Here is a 16,881-nt window from a genome sequence, read left to right as displayed (position 1 = left end):
ACGGCGTACGACCCCACCGACCCGGCCGGTGTTCACCCTTCGGGCATGGACTCAGCGCGCACGCACACGTCACCGTCCGACGACGTACCCCCCACCGCACCCACGGGCAGGGCACTGGCCACCGAAGCCGTGCACGCCGGCCGCGACGACCTCGCCGCCCTGGGACTGCACGCCCCGCCCATCGACCTGTCGACGACCTACCCGTCGTACGACAGCAGAGGTGAGGCCGCCCGCATCGACGCGTTCGCCGCCACCGGCGCCGAGCCGGAGGGACCGCCCGTCTACGGCCGCCTCGGCAACCCGACCGTCGCCCGCTTCGAGACGGCCCTGGCCCGGCTGGAGGGGACCGAGGCCGCCGTCGCCTTCGCCAGCGGGATGGCCGCGCTGAGCGCCGTCCTGCTGGTCCGCGGCTCCATGGGGCTGCGGCACGTCGTCGCCGTACGGCCGCTGTACGGCTGCAGCGACCACCTGCTGACCGCCGGGCTGCTCGGCTCCGAGGTCACCTGGACCGACCCGGCGGGCGTCGCGGACGCGCTGCGCCCCGACACCGGGCTGGTGCTCGTGGAGTCACCGGCCAACCCCACGCTGGCCGAGGTCGACCTGCGGGCCGTCGCCCACGCCTGCGGATCCGTGCCGCTGCTCGTGGACAACACCTTCGCCACACCCGTGCTCCAGCGCCCCGCCGAACACGGGGCCCGGCTGGTCCTGCACAGTGCCACCAAGTACCTCGGCGGGCACGGGGACGTGCTGGCCGGGGTGGTGGCCTGCGACGAGGAGTTCGCGGGACGGCTGCGGCAGGTCCGCTTCGCGACGGGCGGCGTACTGCACCCGCTGGCCGGCTACCTCCTGCTGCGCGGGCTGTCCACCCTGCCCGTGCGGGTGCGGGCCGCCTCCGCGAACGCCGCGGAACTCGCCGGCCGCCTCGCCGCCGACCCGCGGGTGGCCCGCGTCCACTATCCGCGCATCGGTGGCGCGATGGTCTCCTTCGAGGTCCACGGCGATCCGCACGAGGTCATCGGCGGCGTCCGGCTGATCACCCCGGCGGTGAGCCTCGGCAGCGTCGACACGCTCATCCAGCACCCGGCGTCCATCAGCCACCGCATCGTGGACGCCGCCGACCGCAGGGGCGCCGGGGTCGGCGACCGGCTGCTGAGGCTGTCGGTCGGCCTCGAGGACGTCGACGACCTCTGGGCCGACCTGGACCGCGCGCTGGGGGAGCGGACGGCCTCCGACGCGATCCCGCAGCGGGAGGCGCTGTCGCGGGTCGAGTGACCGCGGATCGGGGGCGACTGCGGCATGGAAGCTCCCGCGGCCCCCGCCGCGGGGGGCGCTGTCGCGCACGGAGCGACTGCGGACCGAAGGACCCGCGGGCCCCGATGCGGGGGAGGAGGGCGCTGTCGCGTGCTGAGAGCCCCGCGGCTCCGCTGCGGGAGGCGCTGTCGCGGGCCGGGTGGCTGTGGGTCGGGGTTGGCTGCGGGCCGGAAGATCCGTGACCCCGCTGCGGGGTGCTGTCGCGGGCCGGGTGGCGGCAGGTCGGGGTGGCTGCGGGCCGGAAGGCCGGCGGCTCCGTTGTGGGGGTGCCGTCGCGGGCTGAGTGGCCGCGAGCCGGGGTGGCTGCGGGAGCCCGCAGGACGGCGGGGCCGTGGGCCGGAAGACCCGCGGCCTCGCCGCGCCCGCTCGCTCCGCCGACTTGTTCCTACTCCTGGCCGATGCGCTCCCCGTGCGGCAGCCGCGCCGCGGATCGGGCCGACGGGTCCAGGCGGGCCGTGACGACCAGGGTCCCCTCCTCGATCTGGTAGTCGAGGGGGAGGCCCAGGCCGCGCATCGCGGCGACCATGCCGGTGTTGGACGCCTGCGTGACCGCGTACACGCTCTCGCAGCCCGTCTCCGTCTCCGTTGCCATCGCCACGAGTCGGCCGAGGAGTTCGCCGCCGATGCCCCGGCGCTGCCAGGCGTCCTCGACGAGGAGCGCGACCTCCGTCTCGTCCCCGTCCCACAGCAGATGACCGAGCCCGACGATCCGCCCCGAGGCGGTCTGCGCGGCCAGGGTGCGGCCGAAACGGGGACTCAGCAGGTGGTTGAGATACCGGTCGGCGTCCCCGACCGGGCCGTGGTACCGCATCCCGAGCGTCCGCGCCGAGCAGCGCTCGTGCATCGCCTTCGCCGCCGGAACGTCCCGCGTGTCGGCCCGGCGGATCGTGATGTCGCTTCCCTCGGGCAGCGTCAGCACGTCCAGACCGTGCGGGATCCGCGGTCCGAGCCGGGCGTCCAGCTCGACCAGGGCCCGCGCCCGGGCGAACTCGGCCGGGGTGAACGGCAGATGGGCGCGCTCCACGCTGATCACCCCGCCGTCCGGGGCGTGCAGCCGCAGCACGGTGTCCTCGAGGACGCCTTCCGGCGGTACGGCGCCGGTCGCATCCGTATCAGCGCCTGCGCCCGTGCCCGTGCCCGTGCCCGCGGGCAGCGACCTGATGGTGCACCTTCCCAGCAACTGCCTGAGCGCCAGTGGCAGTTCCGCCGCGTCCAGAGCCGTACGGGTGGCCAGGCCCAGCACCCGGGTCGGCGCGTCCACCAGGTCGTGGGCGTCCGCCCGCTCGGTCCAGGTGCGGGCGCCGCCCGCCGCCGTCACCACGTCCGCCAGCCCGGCCCCGCTCAGTTCGCCCGGAGCCCGGAGCAGGAACTCGTCCATCGTGCCCTCGGCCAGCGGGTGAGTCTGCAGGCTCAGGATGTCGATCCGCCGCTCGGCGAGGGCCGCGCACAGCACGGCCAGCGATCCCGGCGCGTCCCGCACCGTCGTCCGCATCCGCCACAGCGCGCACTCACCGCCCTCGGGCCCGGTCGACGGCCGGGCGTCGGTATCGTCCGCCGGCGGCGCCTGGCCGTGGCGCCGTGACCACCGGGTGTGGAAGCGCGCCGTGGCGATCAGCGCGGCCACCGAGGCCAGCACCATGGCGGGCACCGCGGGACCGTGTTCGACGAGGCGTGCCACGCCATCCGTCACATCAGACATGTCTCGACTCATGCACCCACTGTGAAGGAACGGTGTTGCGTGATCACGAACGCTCTGTGACCGATGGGTAAAGAAGGCTTCTGGGCGATTTTTCGCCTTTGCGGCGGCGGAATCCCGCGCCGCGCACCGGGGGATGACGCCGATGCGCGGCACGGCCCAGGCTACGGGACTACTGGCCGACCCGTCCCGGCCGGAGGACCTTCGTGAACAGCACCGTGCCGTCCTGCTCACGCAGGCGCACCGTCAACTCCGCGCTGTCGCCGTCGATGTCGACCTCGCCGAAGAACTGGTAGCCGCCCGCGGGAGAGACGTTCGAGGCGGTCGGCGCCTTCACGAACATCCGTTCAGGACCGAACGTGCCGTCCAGCTCACTGGCCGGGAACGCGCCCGAGTTGAGCGGCCCGGACACGAACTCCCAGAACGGCTCGAAGTCGGTGAACGACGCCCGCGAGGGCTGGTAGTGCTGGGCCGAGGTGTGGTGCACGTCCGCCGTCAGCCACACCGTGCCGGTGATCCGCCGGTGCTTGACGAAGCGCAGCAGCTCGGCGATCTGCAGCTCGCGCCCCAGCGGCGCGCCGGGGTCGCCCTGCGCGATCGCCTCGATGTTGGCGGCGCCCTCGGTGGCGTCGGGCACGACCAGCCCGATCGGCATGTCGGCGGCGATCACCTTCCACACCGCACGCGAGCGCGCCAGCTCCCGCTTGAGCCACTCCAACTGCTCGCGGCCCAGGATGCCCTGCGGGTCCACGGTCTGGTCGCCGGGGGTGTTGGCGTTGCGGTACGTCCGCATGTCCAGCACGAACACGTCGAGGAGCGGACCCTGGCGCAGCACCCGGTGCACGCGCCCCTCCCGCGCGCCGGGGCGCAGGGTGGAGATCGGGAAGTACTCACCGAACGCGCGCCGGGCCCGGCCCGCCAGCACGTCCACGCTCTTCTCGGTGTAGCGGTTGTCGGTGTCCGCGATCACCTGGCCCGGGTACCAGTTGTTGCGGACCTCGTGGTCGTCCCACTGGATGATGGAGGGGACCCGGGCGTTGAAGCGCTTCAGGTTCTCGTCGAGCAGGTTGTAGCGGAAGTTGCCGCGGAACTCGGCGAGGGTCTCGGCGACCTTGGACTTCTCCTCGGTGGTGATGTTCCGCCAGGTACTGCCGTCGGGCAGAGCGGCCGTCTCCGCGATGGGACCGTCGGCGTAGATGTTGTCGCCGCTGCACAGGAAGAAGTCCGGGTCCAGGGCGCCCATGGCGTCGTAGATGCGGTAGCCGCCGAGGTCGGGGTTGATGCCCCAGCCCTGCCCCGCGAGGTCGCCGGACCACACGAAACGCACGCCGTCGCGCCGGCGGACCGGCACCGTGCGGAAGGTGCCGGGCACCGGTTCGCCGGTGCGGCGCGGGTCGTCCGGGTCGGCGAGGAGCACGCGGTAGTGGATCTGCTCGCCCGGCGGCAGGCCGCGCAGCCGGGTGGTGCCGGTGAAGTCGGTGTCGCGCCCGAGCAGCGGACCGTGCCACCGGTGCGGGTTGCGGAACGACTCGGTCGCGGACGTCTCGACGATCATCCGGGCCGGCCGGTCGGACCGCACCCACACCAGACCGGAGTGGGAGGTCACGTCTCCCGTCTGCACACCCCAGCCCGCCCCCGGCCGCCCGGAACGGGCCAACGCCGGTGCCGCCCCCAGGGCGGTGGGCAGGGTCAGGGCCGCCGAGGCGGCGAGCGAACCGCGCAGCACGCTGCGGCGACCGGGCAACGGACGAGGGGACATGGTGCGCCTCCAGGGACGGGATCCGGCCAGGGTTCCGGCCAGTGTGCAGAGCCAGACCTACTGGCCGGGCGCGGCGCTCACGGAAACTGCGGGTGAACAACCCGAACAACCCGAACAACCCCAATAGCCCGAGCGAATCCGCCGCATGCGCCGTAGGCGCCGCATGCGCCGTCACACCGCCTCGGCCATCCTCTCCACCCCCGCCCGGATCCGCCCCGGCGTCAGCGGCGCGTACCCCAGCACCAGACGCACCTCCTTCCCCGCCGCAGGACCACCGGCCACCCCGTGCCCGTACGCCGCCAGCGGGCGCACCGCGACGCCCGCCCCCGTCACGCGCGCGAGGAAGCGTTCCTCGGGCCCGTACCGCTCGGGGAGCGTGGCGATGGCGTGGAGGCCGGCGGCGATGCCGGTGACACGTGAGCCGGGGAAGTGTTCGGCCAGCGCGTCGACCAGGGCGTCGCGGCGTTCGCGGTAGGCGCGCTGGCAGACACGGAGCTGGCGGTCGTAGTCGCCGCGCTCGACGAAGCGCGCGAACAGCGCCTGGTCGAGGGCAGGGTGGCCGAGGTCGGTGGTGCGTTTGCGTTCGACCACGTCGTCCGCCAGCCAGTCGGGCACCAGTAGCCAGCCCAGCCGCAGCCCGGGAGCCAGGGACTTGCTGACCGACCCCGTATAGGCGACGTGTTCGGGATCGAGCCCCTGGAGGGCGCCCACGGGGGCACGGTCGTAGCGGAAGTCGCCGTCGTAGTCGTCCTCCAGGACGAGACCGTCCACGGACCGGGCCCAGTCGAGCAGTTCGGCACGCCGCCGCGCCGAGTAGGCGATCCCGGTGGGGAACTGGTGGGCCGGTGTCGTCACGACGGCCCGTACGCCCGAGGCGCGCAGCGGGCCGAGGGCGAGCCCCTCGTCGTCCAGAGGCAGGGGCACGGTGCCGACGCCCGCCGACGCGTACAGGGCGCAGTGCTGAGGGCTGCCGGGGTCCTCGACGCCGGCGGTGCGCCACCCGCGCGCGTGGAGCACGCCCGCCAGCAGCGCGGTCGCCTGCGCCACTCCGGAGACCACCACGACGCGCTCGGGGTCGGCCACCACGCCCCGGCGCCGCGAGAGCAGTTCGGCCAGCGCCGTCCGCAGCCGGGGCAGCCCGCGCGGGTCCGGATAACCGAGGCCCTCGTGCGGCAGGTCCGTCAGCACGCTCCGCTGCGCCGCGGCCCACGCCGCACGGGGGAAGAGCGACAGGTCCGGTGTCCCCGGCACGAAGTCGACCCGGTCACCGGCCGGGCGCGGGGCGAGATCACGCGTGCGCGGACGGGCGGCCCGTACGGCCTCGCCCACCCAGGTTCCCGCACCCTGTCCGCTACGCAGATACCCCTCGGCCGTCAGTTGCTCGTACGCCTCCGTCACCAGCCCGCGCGACACGCCGAGGTCGCCCGCGAGGTCCCGGCTCGACGGCAGTCGGGTGCCGGGGGCCAGCCGGCCCGAGCGGACCGCGTCCCGCAGCGCCGCCTGGAGGGCACGGCCACGCGCGCGTGCCGGTGCCGAGGCGGCGGGCAGCAGCAACTCCCACGCTGATGTCACGAAAACAGTCCCCCGAGGATCACGTCGTCCCAATCACCTCCACTTTACGAGGGGTTGGACCCGCTGGTGCGTAAACCGGAGTGACAGACCACAGCGAGGGGGCAGGCCGCTGCCGGGCCCCGGAATCGTACGCGCAATCCAGGAGCGCCCGTGGACGCCAAGAACCGTTTCGAGACGAAGGTCACCTTCGCTCTCTCCCGACTCGAATGGCTGGGCTTTCTCGCCGTATCGCTCGTGCTCGCCTTCCAGCACCGTACGGAAATCCGCTGGGGCGTATTCGTGCTGCTGTTCACGGTGATCGACGTCATCGGATACATCCCCGGCGCGATCGCCTTCCGGCGCCGCCCGGACAGACGGGTTCCGCGCGGCTACTACGTGGCCTACAACACGATGCACAGCCTGGTCACCGCGGGTGTGCTGGCCGGGGTGTGGGCGCTGTTCGTCCGGCCGGAATGGGCACTGCTCGCCCTTCCGATCCACCTCATGGGCGACCGGGCGCTCTTCGGGAACTCCCTGAAACCCTTCGGCGTCGCCTTCGAACCGGAAACGAACGCGGCGTTCCGGGTGTTCGAGCAGCGGTATCGACCGGAGGCGCATTCCGGTGAAGCCGCCGCGAGCGGTGCGGTGCGGAATTCCGTGGAGGACACCGATGCCGTCCGTACGTGAGACGCTCGCCGCGCACAGCGACAACCCCAGTTCCTTTCTCGCTCTCAACAGCGGGAACACGTTCTTCCACGACGACCGGTTCGAGGGTGCCTGCGCCTACCGCACCTCCGGCCGCTACGTCCTGCAATTCGGCGGCCCCTTCACGGCCCCCGAGTACCGGGCGCGGCTGCTGGACGCCTTCGCCGCCCACACCGGACGCCGCCTGGTCGCCGTACAACTGCAGCGGGCGGACGCGGAGCTGTACGCGGCGCACGGGTTCACGGTCAACCAGATCGGGGCGTCGTACGCCGTCGACCTGAGCCGCTTCACGCTGCGCGGCTCACGGTTCGTGCGCCTGCGGAACAAGATCTCGCGCGCCCGGCGGGCCGGTCTTGAGGTCGCCGAGGTACTCGACGGCGACGACTGCGCCGAGCTGGACCGGATCGACCAGCGCTGGCTGCGGGAGAAGGGCCGGCACGTCAAGGAGCTGCGGTTCCTCGTCGGCCAGCGCACCGGCGGCCTCCAGAGGCACCGCCGCCTGTTCGTCGGCCGGATCGACGGCGAGGTGGTCGGGTACGTCAACTACTCGCCGGTCTACGGCAGTCGCCCCGGCATGCTGCACGACCTCAGCCGGCGCCGCCCCGACGCCCCGCCCGGTGTGATGGAGGCGCTCAACGCGACCGTGATGGAGCGGCTGACCGCCGACGGAGCCGGCTGGCTGCACTTCGGGTTCACGCCGTTCACCGGTCTCGATCCGTGCCATGAACTGCCCGGCGCCAGCCGCCTGTTCACCCGGTTCGCCCGGCTGCTGGCCGAGCACGGCGACGCGGTATACCCCGCGGCCTCCCAGCTCGAGTACAAGCAGAAGTGGGCGCCGCACGCGGTCCTCCCGGAGTACATCGCCTTCCGCGGCAGGCCCCGCCCCGGTGCCGTGTGGCAACTGCTGCGCGCCACCAACGCCGTGTGAGAACCGGCGCCCGCACGGCCCCGCCCACGTCCGCGCCGCAGTCCCGGCCCGTCCCCATGTCCCGTCCCCCGTCCCACCACCCAGGAGGACCGCACGCCCATGAGATTCCTCGAGCGTGAACGCACCACCCTCGCCAAGCTGCTGCCCGACCTGGACCCCGCCCTGCGCGAGATTCCCCTGATGGAACTGGAGCGGCCGGGCAGCCCGGGCATCCGGCACTTCCGGGACAGCGGCGGTCCCGGACTGCTCGTCCCCGAGTCGCACCAGGGGCGCGGCGCCACCGCGCTGGACGCCCTGCGGGTGCAGCGGGCCATCGGGAGCCGCTCACCGTCCCTGGCCGTGGCCACCACCATGCACCACTTCTCCATGGCCACCCTGGTCGGTCTCGGCGGTCTCGGCGACGGCCTGGAGTGGATGCTGATCGAAGGCGTGGCCTCGAGCAACCGTGTCATCGCCTCCGGCTTCGCGGAGGGCCGCAGCGGCGCCGGCATCCTGGACCCGTCGATGACCGCCACCGCGACCGCGGACGGCATCCGGATCAACGGCGTCAAACGCCCGTGCAGCCTCGCCCACTCCATGGACGTGCTCACCGCGGGTGTGGTGATCCCGCGCGAGGACGGCCAGGGCGACGAACTCGCCGTGGCCCTGGTGCCCGCCGACAGCGAGGGCCTGAGCGTCAGCGGCTTCTGGTCCAGTACCTTCCTTGCGGGCGCCGAGAGCGAACAGGTCACCCTCACCGACGTCCTCGTCCCGCCGGAACTCGTCCTGCGCACCGCGACCACCTCCGGGGAGCGCCTCGACGAGCTCCAGACCGCCGGCCTGGTCTGGTTCCAGGTGCTGATGACCGGCAGCTACCTCGGCGCGGCGTCCGCCCTGGTGGAACGCGTGCTGCTGAACGACCGGATCCCCGAGCACGAGCGCGTACGCCTCTTCGTCGAGACCGAGGCCGCCATGGCCACCGCCGAGGGCGTCGCCCGCCGCGTCGACGCCGGGGACCTGGACGAGTCGGCCCTCGCCCAGGCGCTGTGCGTGCGCTACGGCATCCAGGACGCCCTCGCCCGCATCGTCCCCCGCGCGGTCGAACTGCTCGGCGGACTGAACTTCATGACCTCCGACGAGGTGGGCCACCTGGCCGCCTGCGCCAACGGACTGTCCCTGCACCCGCCGTCGCGCTCCCGCATGGCCGGCCCCCTCTCCGCGTACCTGGCCGACGGCCCCCTCGCCATCGCCTGACACGCACCGCCCCGCCCACCCCGCCGGTCCCACCCGACCTGCCGGTCCTGCCGGTCCGTCTACCCTGCCGGTCCTGTCGGTCCTGCTCATCCCGCCCACCTCGCCGGTCCTGCTCGTCCTGCCCGACCTGCCCGTCCCGCCACTCCCGCCAGTCCTGCCAGTCCTGCCCGTCCTGCCCGTCCCGCTCACCCCGCCGGTCCCGCCGGTCCCGCCGGTCCCGCCGGTCCCGCCAGTCCTGCCCGTCCCGCCGGTCCCACCCGTCCCGCCGGTCCCACCCGTCCCGCCGGTCCTGCCCGTCCCGCCGGTCCTGCCCGTCCCGCCGGTCCCACCCGTCCTGCCCCGCCCGCCCGTTTCAACGCCGGCCGCCGTCCGGCCCTCGCGGTGTCGGTCACCGATCCGCCACCCCACGTTCCACGGCAGTCGAAACCCGTCGAGGGGAGCCCACCATGCCGCGAAACGCCCCACGCCCCACCGTCCTGCCCGCGCCACCGCGCAGCCCTGCGCGCGACCGTCCCACCCTGCTGCTCACCGGCGGCTCGGGAGTCCTCGGGCGGGCCCTGATCGACGAACTGGCGCCCGACTACGACCTGCTCTGCCTGCGCCGCGCCAGGCCACTGCACGACCCGCGGGTGCGCGAGATCGAGGGCGACCTCCTCGCCCCGCGCCTCGGCCTGGACGCCGGCGCCTGGTACGAACTGGCCCTGCGCGTCGACGTGGTGTTGCACTCCGCCGCCCAGACCAACTGGCGCACCCCGCCCGAGGAGATCGTGCGGACCAACACCCTCGGCGCGGAGACGATGCTCGACCTCGCCGCCCGCGCCGACGCCCCCCTCTACCTGGTCAGCACCGCCTTCGTCGCCAACACCCCGAGCGAGGAGGACCAGGAGCGCTTCCCCGGCGCCGCCGCCTACCTCGCGTCCAAGAGCAGGGCCGAGCAGTTGATGCGCGACGCGGGCCTGCCCGGCGCCATCGTTCGCCCCTCCGTCGTCATGGGCCACTCGTCCACCGGGCACATCGCCGGGCAGCAGGGCCTGACCAAGACGATCGGCGCGATGGTCCTCGGCCAGGTGCCGGTGCTGCCGGGCGCCCCCGAGGCCCGCGTCGACATGATCCCGCAGGACTACGTCACCCGGGCCGTCGGCGACCTGATCCGCGGCGGCGTCGGCAGCGGAGAGTACTGGCTCACCGCGGGCGGTCAGGCCCCCGCCCTGAGCGAGATCGCCGACACCTGCGCCGAGTTCGCCGTCCGCCACGGCCTGCCGCGGCCCCTGCGCCCCCGGCTCATCCCCGTCGAGGCCGTCCACCGGCTGCTGCTGCCGATGCTGGAGGGCACCTCGCTGCCCGCCTCGGTGCGGCAGCGGTTCCAGCACTACGCCGAACTGCTTCTGGTCTTCCAGCGCGAGCTGCCGTTCGACTCCTCCCTCGGCACTCCCCACTGCGGCACCCGCCTCACCCACGCCGACCTGCGCGCGGCCCTCGTCCGCAACCTGGAGAGCTGGGCGGCGGACCGGCCCGGAGTGCTCAGCCGGCACCGCGCGCACGCGGCCGCGGCGAGCGCGACGGAGGTGGCCTGATGACCCTGTCGCCCCCCTCCACCGAGACCACCGGACCCACCGGACCCACCGGGACCACCGGATCCGCCGGATCCGCCGGACCCGCCGAGGCCACCACCGACGTCGTCGACCTCTACCTCAAGCACATCGGCTCCGGCCGCGCCGTCATGGGCCGGGTCATGGGCGGCATGTCCGAGGTCCGCTCCGAGGGTGCCTGGATCCACGCCGACGACGGCCGCCGCTTCCTGGACTTCGGCGGCTACGGCGTCTTCATCCTCGGCCACCGGCACCCGGCCGTCGTCGAGGCGGTGCACCGCCAGATCGACACCCACCCGCTGGCCAGCCGCGTCTTCCTCGAACCCGTCGCCGCCCGAGCCGCCCAGGCCCTCGCCGCGCACACCCCGCCCGGCGTCGACTACGTCCACTTCGTCAACTCCGGCGCCGAGGCCACCGAGGCCGCCCTGAAACTGGCCCGCGCCCACGGCCGCAGCTCGGTGATCACCACGCGCCGCGGCTTCCACGGCAAGACGATGGGCGCGCTGAGCGTCACCGCCAACCCCACCTACCAGACGCCCTTCCAGCCCCTGCTCCCCGACGTCACCCAGGTCGCCTACGACGACCCCGCCGACCTCGAACAGGCGCTGGCCGCCCGCCGGGACCGGGCCTGCGTCATCGTCGAACCCGTCCAGGGCGAGGGCGGCGTCCGTATTCCGCGCCCCGGCTACCTGAGCCAGGTCCGCGCGCTGTGCAGCGCCTACGGCGCCCTGCTCGTCGTCGACGAGATCCAGACCGGCATGGGACGGCTCGGCACCTGGTGGGGCGTCGACGCCGAGGGGGTACGCCCGGACGTGCTGCTGGCCGGCAAGGGGCTCAGCGGCGGAGTCGTACCGATCGCCGCCATGGCCGCCACCGCGGACGCGTACGCGCCCTTCAGCCGCGACCCCTACCTGCACACCTCCACCTTCGGCGCCTCCCCGATCGCCTGCGCCGCCGCCCTCGCCACCGTACGGGCGATGGAGGAGGAGAACACCGTCGCCCGGGCCGCCACGCTCGGCACGCGCGTCCTGACCGCCGTACGGGAGGTGTGTGCGCCCTACGAGGGCGGCCTGGTGCGCGAGGTGCGCGGCCGGGGACTGCTGATCGGCATCGAGTTCGCCGAGGAACAGGCCGTCGGCGAACTCCTGCTGGAGCTGATCGCCCGCGGCGTGCTCGTCAACCACTCCCTCAACTCCACCCGGGTGCTGCGGCTCACCCCGCCGGCCGTGGTCGAGGACACCGCGCTCGACCTGTTCCTCACCACGCTCACCGAGGCCCTGCACAGCACGGCCGGCCGCATGGCCGGCTGACACCGGGCCGGCTGACACCGGGCCGGCTGACACCGGGCCGGCTGACACCGGGCCGGCTGACACCGGGCCGGCTGACACCGGGCCGGTTGACACCGGGCCGGCCGACACAGCGCCAGCGAACCCTCCGGGAAGGAACCGAACGACCCATGCGCCACGTGGTCCTGCACGCCCTCGCCGACGGCCTGGCACCCGCCGACGTCTACCGCCGCATCAGCGATTTCGGCCGCTACCCCGAGTACAGCGACACCTTCCGCGAGGTGCGCGTCGAGCCGCCGCTGCCCGACGGCTCCACCGTCTCGGACTGGACCGTCGAGTTCCGGGGCGGCCTGATGCGCTGGCGGGAACGCGACACCTACTCGCCCGCGACGTACTCCCTCGCCTTCGAGCAGCTCAGCGGCGACTTCCAGACCTTCGAGGGAAGCTGGCGCTGCGAGGCACGCGGCGACGGCACCCTCGTCGTGTTCACCGCCGCCTTCGACCTGGGCATCCCCTCGCTGGCCGAGATCCTCGACCCGGTGGCCGAGTCGACGGTGCGGACCAACATCGCCCGGGTGCTGCGGGGCCTGGCGGACGCGGAGGTGATCGATGAACGCGCGGCTGCGGCTCGTCGCTGACCGGGCGGCGGCGACCGCCGACCCCCTGCACGAGGAACCGGGACCGGGCGCCGCCCGCTGCCTCGGCCTGTACGCCAAGCTGGCCGCCGGGGTGGCCGTGGTGACCGCCCGCGGTCAGGACGGCCCCCTCGGCATGACCGTCTCCGCCGTCACCTCGCTCTCCGCCCGGCCGCCGCTGCTCCTGGCCTGCCTGCGCGACGGCTCCCGCACCCTCGCCGCGCTCCGCGCCCGCCGAGCCTTCGCCGTGCACCTGCTGCGCGAGGAACAGCGGGAGCTGGCCGGCCGGTTCGCGTCCTCGACGACGACCGCGGCCGAGCGGTTCGCGGGGACCGACACCCGGCAGGTGCTGGGCGTCCCCGTACTGGCCGGCGCGCTCGCCTGGTCGGTGTGCCTCACCGAGGACGTACGCCGCTACGGCGACCACCACCTCGTCGTCGGCCGGCTCGCCGCCGTGCACGTGGGCCCCGGCCGCCCGCTGCTGTGGCACGACCGCCGCTTCGGCTCGCTGACCGAGCCGCTGCCGGACGCCGCCGGATGACCGGGCGGCCGGCCGGAACGCCGTACTGGGGCCCGGCCGAACTGCCGCCCCAGCCCCAGTTGCACGGCGTGGTCACCGCGGACGTGGCCGTCGTCGGGGCCGGTCTGGCCGGCCTGTCCTGCGCCTACCACCTCGCGGAACGCGCCCCCGGGCTCGACATCGCCGTGGTGGACGCCGAGCACCCGGCCGCCGGGGCCAGCGGCCGGGGCACCGGTCTGCTGGGTCCCCGGGCCGGACCCGCCCTCGACCGCGCCGTGCGCCGGTTCGGCGCCCCGACGGCACGCCGGATGCACCGGGCCAGTCAGCAGGCGGTGCGGGACGTGCTCGACCTGTGCGCGCGCCTCGACGTGCCCTGCGGGCTGCGACCCGGCGACCAGCTCATGGCCACGCGCTCACCGGCGGGCCTGGTGGCGCTCGCCCGGCAGGCCCGCGCATGCCGCGAACTCGGCCTGGACGTCCCCGTGCTCACCCCGGCCGGCATCCGCGAGCGGGTCGGCGTGCCCTACCGGGCGGCGCTGCTGCACCGTCCGGCGGCCACCCTGGACCCGGCCGCCCTGACCTGCGCGCTGGCCCGCGCCTGCGCGGACAAGGGCGTGCGGTTCTACGGCCGCAGCCCGCTGCTGGCCCTGCGCCCCGGCGACCTGGTCGGCCCCGAACTGGTCCTCCCGCACGGCCGGCTCTACGCCGGCCAGGCGGTGCTGGCCGTCAACTCCGCCGCACAGGCACTGGACCTGCCGGTGGGCACGATCCTCCCGCTGGAGGTGTACGCCGTCGCCACCGAGCCGATCGGTGCCGCGGCGTACGAGGCACTGGGCGGGCGCGCCGGGCACGCCGTCGTCGACGCCGTGCCGCTGGCGCCGTACTTCCGACTGCTCCCGGACCGGGGCCTGGTGGCGGGCGGCGGCACCGCCACGGTCCCGGCCGGGCTCGGCGCCCCGCGGCTCGACGCCCTGCGCGAGCGCGCCTGGGCCCGGCTGGAGGCCTGGCTGCGGTCCCTGCACGCCGACCTCGCCCGGGTCCGGGTCAGCCACCGCTGGTCCGGCCGGATCGGCATGACCGGCGACGACCTGCCGGTGGTCGGGCCGGTCCCCGGCTTCCCCGACGTCTGGTACGTCGGCGGCTGCTGCGGGCACGGCCTCGCCCTGTCCGTGGCGCACGGCGCGCACGTCGCCGCGGCCCTGCTGGGCGAGCCGGAATCCGGCGAGCCACTGCCCTGGCACCGCTCCAGGGCCCCACGCCTGCCCCTGCGCGGACCCGGCCGGCTCCTGCTGCGCGGTTACGTGGACACGCTCGGGCGTGTCGCGCGGCACACGTGCTGACGGGACGGCCCGGCGCGGTAGCCATGTCCTCGCAACCGACAGAGAGGTTCCCGATGCGCCACCCCCACCCCGGCACCGACGGCGGACTGCCGGTGTCCCTGCCCATGGGCACCGCCGACCTCGCCTACCACCTGGCCATGGGCGGCAGACCGCTGCCCGCCGGTCTCCTGTTCGGGTTCTCCGGCCGCGCCCCCTCCCTGGAGTCGGTACGCGCCCGGGTCGCCGAACGCGCCCACCGCATCCCGGCGTTGCGCTACCGCATCGCGCGCGAGAGCCGCACGTTCTCCCGCGTCGAGCGGATCGACGTGGAGCGGCACGTGCACGAGGCCTGGCTGCCCGGGGACGACGACGGCTCGGGAGCGGGACGGCTGATGCTGTCCCGGCCCATGGGCGGCGACGGCAGACCGCCCTGGGACGTGTGGCTGGTGCACGGTCCGACCGGCGGACACAGTCTGTGCTACCGCACCGACCACACCTTCCAGGACGGTGTGGGCGCCGCGCACACCGCACGGGCACTGCTCGACGACGACCCCGCGGGCGGGCCGCCCGCGCACCGCCGCGGGCGGCCCGCCCTCAGCGGCATCGCCAGTGCCGTCGCCGACATGGCGGCCTCCTTCCGCCGCACCGACAAGCCCGCCTTCGACGTACCGGTCAGCGGACGGACGAACATGTGCCAGGCGGTCGTCCCGGTGGCGCGACTGCGCGCCGTCGGCCGTGCCCACGGCGCCACGGTCAACGACGTCTTCCTCGCCGCGCTCGCCCACGCCGTGGGCGCGTGGCACCAGAAGGGCACCGGATCCGGCCATCCGCCGCTGCCGGTGGCGGTCCCGATGTCGGTGCGGCCCCGGGGCGAGGAGTGCGCCCCCGGCAACCGGCTCGTCGTCGCCCGCGTCCTGCTGCCCTGCGACGCGCCGTCCCCGCGGCACGCCCTGGACCGCGTCATGGCCCGCACCGACGCCCTGCGCACCGGCCGCCAGCGTGAGGCCCTGCGCCTGATGCTGACGGCCGGGCCGCGCGGGATCGGCGCACGGGTCGGGACCCGGATGGTGAACGGCCGGTCCGTCGCCGGGCCCGCGAGCAGCGTGAACTTCGGCAGCGCCCTCGTCCACCGGGGCAACGCCGCCCGCCGGGCCGTCGTCTACTCCGGGCTCGGTGCCGGAATCCGCTGCCTCACCACACTCACGAGCCAGCACGACACCGCCTGCCTCGCGGTGATCCACGACGAGGCGCTGACGACCGCCGACGAACTCCCGGACCTGTGGCTCGCGGCACTCCTGGAACTGGAACGGCCGTAGGAGCCGCGCGACCGGACGACACGGCAGGAGCCTCGGGCACCGAGGCTCCTGCCGTGTCGTCCGGTCGCCATCTCAGCGGCGGTCGCCCAGCGTCCCGGTCGTCAGGAACACGCACTTCGCCGCGGCCTCGCTGAGCAGCGGCAGATAGGGCGCCAGCCGCTGGACCACGTACGGCAGGGTGAACAGGTCCGCCACCTCCGCGTCCCAGCCGTGCTCCGCCCACCAGCCCTCCGGGTCGGCCAGTTGCCAGTGCCAGGAGATCCCGGTGGCCGAGAGAGCCTCCAGGAAGGGCGCCACGAACGACGAGGACGCGGCCCCCGCGTTCACGCACTCGGCACCGAAGGTGCTGCCGGGCGCGGAGAGCCCGGTCATCGTACGGACGACGGACTCCACCGTGCGCGGCTGGAGGTGGTACAGGTGTGTCTCGCACAGCCACGCGGTGGGCCGGCGCGGATCCAGCCCCGCGGCGAGCAGGTCCTCGCCCCAGGAGCCGGCCAAGTCGGCGCCGACGGTGCTGCGCCGCCCGCAGGACGGCGGGGCGCAGTCCAGTACCTGATCCTTGAAGGCCAGCAGTGCCGGATCCTCGACCTCGAAGACGTGGGTACCGGTCGGCCAGTCGAGCCGGAAGGCGCGGGTGTCGAGACCGGCCCCGAGCAGCACCACCTGGCGGCAGCCCGAGCGGGCCGCGGCCACCAGGTGCTCGTCGTAGAAGCGGGTACGCACCACGGCCCAGTCGGGCAGCAGCCGCTGGAGCGGGCCGTCGCCCGGTGGGCCACCGGCGAAACCGGCCGCGTGGAGGAAGTCCGCGGCCCACGGATCGCGGACGTACGGCGCGGTCCTGCCGTACTCGGCGGCGTGGGCGGACGCCGTCCACAGGGCGACCCGGGACAGCCCGTCCGGCAGCGGGGCGCCCGACGGGGGCGAGGAGTGGGGCCGGGCGGTGTCCGGCATGGGAGACCTCCGTGTCGGTGGAGTCGGTGGGGTCGGTGGGGTCGGTGGGGTCGGTGGGGTCGGTGGGGTCGGTTCGGCGGGC

14 protein-coding genes are annotated in these 16,881 nt (G+C 74.4%); 10 read left to right on the top strand and 4 right to left on the bottom strand.

The window, feature by feature from the left end; all coding sequences use genetic code 11:
• Positions 1-45 precede the first annotated feature (45 nt).
• Positions 46-1,272, top strand: a complete 1,227-nt coding sequence (locus KUM40_RS31860) for a PLP-dependent aspartate aminotransferase family protein (protein WP_217169690.1) — start codon at positions 46-48, stop codon at positions 1,270-1,272.
• A 424-nt stretch (positions 1,273-1,696) separates the two neighbouring features.
• On the opposite strand, the gene KUM40_RS31855 is transcribed toward KUM40_RS31860, so the two are convergent.
• From KUM40_RS31855 to KUM40_RS31845, 3 genes are all read right to left on the bottom strand, one after another.
• Positions 1,697-3,010: a GNAT family N-acetyltransferase gene (locus tag KUM40_RS31855; RefSeq protein ID WP_217169688.1), complete on the bottom strand. Its 1,314-nt coding sequence runs from the start codon at positions 3,008-3,010 to the stop codon at positions 1,697-1,699.
• Between the two features lie 169 nt (positions 3,011-3,179).
• Positions 3,180-4,766 carry an alkaline phosphatase gene (locus KUM40_RS31850; protein WP_217169686.1) on the bottom strand — a complete coding sequence of 529 codons (1,587 nt, stop codon included), beginning with the start codon at positions 4,764-4,766 and terminating at the stop codon, positions 3,180-3,182.
• Positions 4,767-4,937: 171 nt separating this feature from the next.
• Positions 4,938-6,338, bottom strand: a complete 1,401-nt coding sequence (locus KUM40_RS31845; protein WP_217169685.1) for a PLP-dependent aminotransferase family protein — start codon at positions 6,336-6,338, stop codon at positions 4,938-4,940.
• A gap of 150 nt (positions 6,339-6,488) precedes the next feature.
• Here KUM40_RS31845 and KUM40_RS31840 point away from each other — a divergent pair, with 150 nt between their 5' ends.
• From KUM40_RS31840 to KUM40_RS31800, 9 genes are all read left to right on the top strand, one after another.
• Positions 6,489-7,004 (top strand): hypothetical protein, encoded by a 516-nt coding sequence (locus KUM40_RS31840; RefSeq protein WP_217169683.1) that lies wholly within the window; start codon positions 6,489-6,491, stop codon positions 7,002-7,004.
• A complete protein-coding gene (locus KUM40_RS31835) occupies positions 6,988-7,950 on the top strand; it encodes a bifunctional lysylphosphatidylglycerol flippase/synthetase MprF (protein WP_217169682.1) in 963 nt (320 codons plus the stop codon). The genes KUM40_RS31840 and KUM40_RS31835 overlap by 17 nt, the downstream gene beginning before the upstream one ends.
• Positions 7,951-8,049: 99 nt before the next feature.
• On the top strand, positions 8,050-9,183 hold the full coding sequence (locus KUM40_RS31830) for an acyl-CoA dehydrogenase family protein (RefSeq protein ID WP_217169681.1): 1,134 nt from the start codon (positions 8,050-8,052) through the stop codon (positions 9,181-9,183).
• Between the two features lie 446 nt (positions 9,184-9,629).
• Positions 9,630-10,757, top strand: coding sequence for an SDR family oxidoreductase (locus tag KUM40_RS31825; RefSeq protein WP_217169680.1), 1,128 nt, complete (start codon positions 9,630-9,632; stop codon positions 10,755-10,757).
• Positions 10,757-12,082, top strand: coding sequence for an aspartate aminotransferase family protein (locus KUM40_RS31820; protein WP_217169678.1), 1,326 nt, complete (start codon positions 10,757-10,759; stop codon positions 12,080-12,082). Before KUM40_RS31825 ends, KUM40_RS31820 begins: the two co-directional genes overlap by 1 nt.
• Before the next feature lie 146 nt (positions 12,083-12,228).
• On the top strand, positions 12,229-12,696 hold the full coding sequence (locus tag KUM40_RS31815) for an aromatase/cyclase (RefSeq protein ID WP_217169677.1): 468 nt from the start codon (positions 12,229-12,231) through the stop codon (positions 12,694-12,696).
• The gene (locus KUM40_RS31810; RefSeq protein WP_217169676.1) at positions 12,668-13,234 is read left to right on the top strand and encodes a flavin reductase family protein; all 567 of its coding nucleotides are present in this window, start codon (positions 12,668-12,670) and stop codon (positions 13,232-13,234) included. Before KUM40_RS31815 ends, KUM40_RS31810 begins: the two co-directional genes overlap by 29 nt.
• Complete coding sequence (locus KUM40_RS31805; RefSeq protein WP_217169674.1) at positions 13,231-14,553, top strand: FAD-binding oxidoreductase; 1,323 nt, start codon at positions 13,231-13,233, stop codon at positions 14,551-14,553. Before KUM40_RS31810 ends, KUM40_RS31805 begins: the two co-directional genes overlap by 4 nt.
• A gap of 53 nt (positions 14,554-14,606) precedes the next feature.
• On the top strand, positions 14,607-15,848 hold the full coding sequence (locus tag KUM40_RS31800) for a wax ester/triacylglycerol synthase family O-acyltransferase (RefSeq protein WP_217169671.1): 1,242 nt from the start codon (positions 14,607-14,609) through the stop codon (positions 15,846-15,848).
• A gap of 72 nt (positions 15,849-15,920) precedes the next feature.
• Here KUM40_RS31800 and KUM40_RS31795 read toward each other — a convergent pair whose 3' ends face one another.
• Entirely contained in the window at positions 15,921-16,799 is an 879-nt protein-coding gene (locus KUM40_RS31795) for an SAM-dependent methyltransferase (RefSeq protein ID WP_217169668.1), read from the bottom strand.
• Between the last annotated feature and the right edge of the window lie 82 nt (positions 16,800-16,881).

Origin of the sequence: Streptomyces sp. AC512_CC834 (assembly GCF_019049325.1) — a bacterium.
Lineage (GTDB): Bacteria > Actinomycetota > Actinomycetes > Streptomycetales > Streptomycetaceae > Streptomyces.
The sequence above is the reverse complement of the archived record's forward strand: the minus strand, read 5'-3'. Positions and strand labels throughout refer to the sequence as shown.

Excerpts from the sequence above, each read along its gene's own strand:
- KUM40_RS31860 (WP_217169690.1), top strand. The coding sequence starts at position 46 with ATGGACTCAGCGCGCACGCACACGTCACCGTCCGACGACGTACCCCCC.
- KUM40_RS31855 (WP_217169688.1), bottom strand. The coding sequence starts at position 3,010 with ATGTCTGATGTGACGGATGGCGTGGCACGCCTCGTCGAACACGGTCCC.
- KUM40_RS31850 (WP_217169686.1), bottom strand. The coding sequence starts at position 4,766 with ATGTCCCCTCGTCCGTTGCCCGGTCGCCGCAGCGTGCTGCGCGGTTCG.
- KUM40_RS31835 (WP_217169682.1), top strand. The coding sequence starts at position 6,988 with ATGCCGTCCGTACGTGAGACGCTCGCCGCGCACAGCGACAACCCCAGT.
- KUM40_RS31830 (WP_217169681.1), top strand. The coding sequence starts at position 8,050 with ATGAGATTCCTCGAGCGTGAACGCACCACCCTCGCCAAGCTGCTGCCC.
- KUM40_RS31825 (WP_217169680.1), top strand. The coding sequence starts at position 9,630 with ATGCCGCGAAACGCCCCACGCCCCACCGTCCTGCCCGCGCCACCGCGC.
- KUM40_RS31820 (WP_217169678.1), top strand. The coding sequence starts at position 10,757 with ATGACCCTGTCGCCCCCCTCCACCGAGACCACCGGACCCACCGGACCC.
- KUM40_RS31815 (WP_217169677.1), top strand. The coding sequence starts at position 12,229 with ATGCGCCACGTGGTCCTGCACGCCCTCGCCGACGGCCTGGCACCCGCC.
- KUM40_RS31810 (WP_217169676.1), top strand. The coding sequence starts at position 12,668 with ATGAACGCGCGGCTGCGGCTCGTCGCTGACCGGGCGGCGGCGACCGCC.
- KUM40_RS31805 (WP_217169674.1), top strand. The coding sequence starts at position 13,231 with ATGACCGGGCGGCCGGCCGGAACGCCGTACTGGGGCCCGGCCGAACTG.
- KUM40_RS31800 (WP_217169671.1), top strand. The coding sequence starts at position 14,607 with ATGCGCCACCCCCACCCCGGCACCGACGGCGGACTGCCGGTGTCCCTG.
- KUM40_RS31795 (WP_217169668.1), bottom strand. The coding sequence starts at position 16,799 with ATGCCGGACACCGCCCGGCCCCACTCCTCGCCCCCGTCGGGCGCCCCG.